This window comes from Kitasatospora sp. NPDC059648, assembly GCF_042734825.1.
Lineage (GTDB): Bacteria > Actinomycetota > Actinomycetes > Streptomycetales > Streptomycetaceae > Kitasatospora.
The window spans coordinates 1-2,552 of record NZ_JBHWDU010000207.1 but is presented as its reverse complement, the minus strand read 5'-3'; the positions used below and the strand labels follow the sequence as shown (position 1 = coordinate 2,552).

Annotated in this window: 2 protein-coding genes; both read left to right on the top strand. The window is 70.7% G+C overall.

Annotated elements, in window-relative coordinates; translation table 11 throughout:
- Positions 1–130 precede the first annotated feature (130 nt).
- Positions 131–1,648 carry an IS21 family transposase gene (gene istA / locus ACFV1W_RS40445; protein WP_380422557.1) on the top strand — a complete coding sequence of 506 codons (1,518 nt, stop codon included), beginning with the start codon at positions 131–133 and terminating at the stop codon, positions 1,646–1,648.
- Positions 1,648–2,439, top strand: coding sequence for an IS21-like element helper ATPase IstB (gene istB, locus ACFV1W_RS40440; protein ID WP_380422555.1), 792 nt, complete (start codon positions 1,648–1,650; stop codon positions 2,437–2,439). Before istA ends, istB begins: the two co-directional genes overlap by 1 nt.
- The last annotated feature ends 113 nt before the right edge of the window (positions 2,440–2,552 follow it).

Genomic DNA, 2,552 nt, shown 5'->3' with positions numbered 1-2,552 from the left:
TGACGGCGGCCATGAAAAGCTCCCCATAGGCGGCCATATAGGGCCCCACTGATGGCCAGCGGATTCCCCGCGGACGGCCAGATATCTCCCCGCTCGCCCCATCCGCCCCTGGTCGGCGACGCTCGACCGGGTGAAGAACAGCAGGGAGATCATGGAAATCCTGGAGGCGTACGACCTCACGGGCAGTTACCGGGCTGCGGCCGAGCTGGCCGGGTGCGACCACCACACGGTGGCCCGCTATGTGAAGATGCGCGCGGCCGGACAGGAACCCGCGGCCCGTCGGCACCGGGACCGGGCGATCGACATCTATCTGCCCAAGATCGAGGAGCTGGTCCACCGCTCCGGCGGGCGGATCCGCGCGGACGTGGTCCACAAGCGGATCGTCGCGATGGGCTTCACCGGCGGGGAACGGACCACCCGCCGCACGGTCGCCGAGGCGAAGGCCCAGTTCAGGGCCGGTCAGCGGCGAATCTACCGGCCGTGGATCACCGAGCCGGGCCTGTGGCTGCAGTGGGACTGGGGCGACGGGCCGGTCATCGGCGGGCGGAAGGCCACGTTGTGGTGCGCGTGGCTGGCCTGGTCCCGGTTCCGGGTGGTGATCCCGGTCTGGGACAAGACGCTGCCGACGATCACGGCGTGCCTGGACGCGACGCTGCGGCGGATCGGCGGAGTGCCCGCCTATGCGCTGACCGACAACGAGAAGACGGTCACCACCGACCACATCGCCGGGATCGCAGTCCGCAACCCGGAGATCGTCGAGGTCGCCCGGCACTATGGCATGACGATCCGCACCTGCATACCCGCCGATCCGGAGAGCAAGGGCGGCAGCGAGGCCACCGTCCGCATCGCCAAGGCCGACCTGGTCCCCAAAGACGTCAACCTCCTTGAGGAATACCGCAGTTTCGCATCCCTGGAGGCGGCCTGCCGCACCTTCTGCGAGGAGGTCAACGGCCGGGTCCACCGGGAGACCAGGCGCAAGCCGGTCGAGATGCTCGCCGAGGAACGCACCCGGTTGCACCCGCTGCCCCGGCAGCCGTTCACCGTCGCGTTCGGCACCACCCGCCGGGTGAACTGGGATGCCACGATCTCGGTGGAGGCGGTGCGCTACTCGGTCCCGCACCAGCTGATCGACACCCGGGTCTGGGCCCGTTTCCACGGCGACGAGCTCGTCGTGACCGCCGTCGAGGCGGACGGCACCGCCCGGGAGGTCGCCCGACACCCTCGCGGGGCGGCCGGCTCGCCGGTGATCGACGACGCCCACTACCCGCCGCGCGAGGACAAGCTCGCCGACCGCACCCCGCGCGCCACTTCGGCCGAGGAGGCTGCGTTCTTGATGATCGGCCCGGGCGCCGCCACCTGGCTGGTCGAGGCCGGCAACATGGGCGCCCGCCGCGTGAAGTCGAAGATGGCCGAGGCCGTCGCGCTCTCCAAGCTCTACTCCACCGCCGAGGTCGACCGGGCCCTCGGGACCGCTGCCGTCACCGGCCGGTTCTCCGAGAAGGACCTGCTGAGCATCCTCGACTACCAGGTCGGCCTGACCGCGACCGAGCCCACCCGCGCGAGCGAGGACCACAGCCTGCAGCCCGGCACCTCCGCCTGGGCCCGCTTCGGCACCACCACCAGCACCGACCACGAGGACAGCATCTGATGGCCACCCCGCTCCGCTCCGTTCACGGCAGCAACGGCGACCCGCTCGCCGAGGCCATCGAACTCACCAGGCGACTGAAGCTCCCTCACATCCGCCGCACCCTCCCGGACCTGATCCCCACCGCGAAGGCCCAACGCTGGGACCCGGCCGAGGTCGTGCGCGTCCTGCTGGCCGAGGAAGCCGCCGGCCGCGACCGAGCCAACCTGCACACCCGCCGCAAGCGCGCCGGGTTCCCGGCCGGGAAGACCTTCGGCGACTGGGACGAGACCGCCTCCTCCATCCCGCGCCAGACCCAGGACGCTCTCAAGTCCCTGGAGTGGGTCAAGCGCCGCGAGAACCTCTGTGTCTGCGGACCTTCGGGCACGGGCAAGAGCCACTTCACCGAGGCCCTCGGGCAGGCCGCGGTCGAGGCCGGGATGACGGTCGCCTGGTTCACCATCGAGGACCTCGGGGCCCTGGTCCGCCGCCACCGCGCCGACGACTCCATCGCCCGTGCGCTGGCCAGGGTCATCCGCTCCGACCTGATCATCGTCGACGACATCGGCCTGCTGCCCGTCTCGCCGGACGCCGCCGAGGGCTTCTACCGGCTGGTCGACGCCGCCTACGAGCGGCGCGCGCTGGCCGTGAGTTCGAACCTGCACCCGTCGGGCTTCGACGAGATCATGCCGAAGACCCTGGCCACGGCCACCGTCGACCGGCTCATGCACCACGCCCACATCGTGGTCACCCAGGGTGACAGCTTCCGGCTTACCCAGGCCACCTCCGGCCAGGGAGTGAAGCCCTTCAGCTGACCCGAGCACCATCCACGGCGGGGAGATAACTGGCCGCCGTTGGGGAAGACTCCGTGGCCGCCAGCGGGGAGAACTCATGGCCGCCTACGGGGAGACCTTCAAGGCCGTTGACA

Excerpts from the sequence above, each read along its gene's own strand:
- istB (WP_380422555.1), top strand. The coding sequence starts at position 1,648 with ATGGCCACCCCGCTCCGCTCCGTTCACGGCAGCAACGGCGACCCGCTC.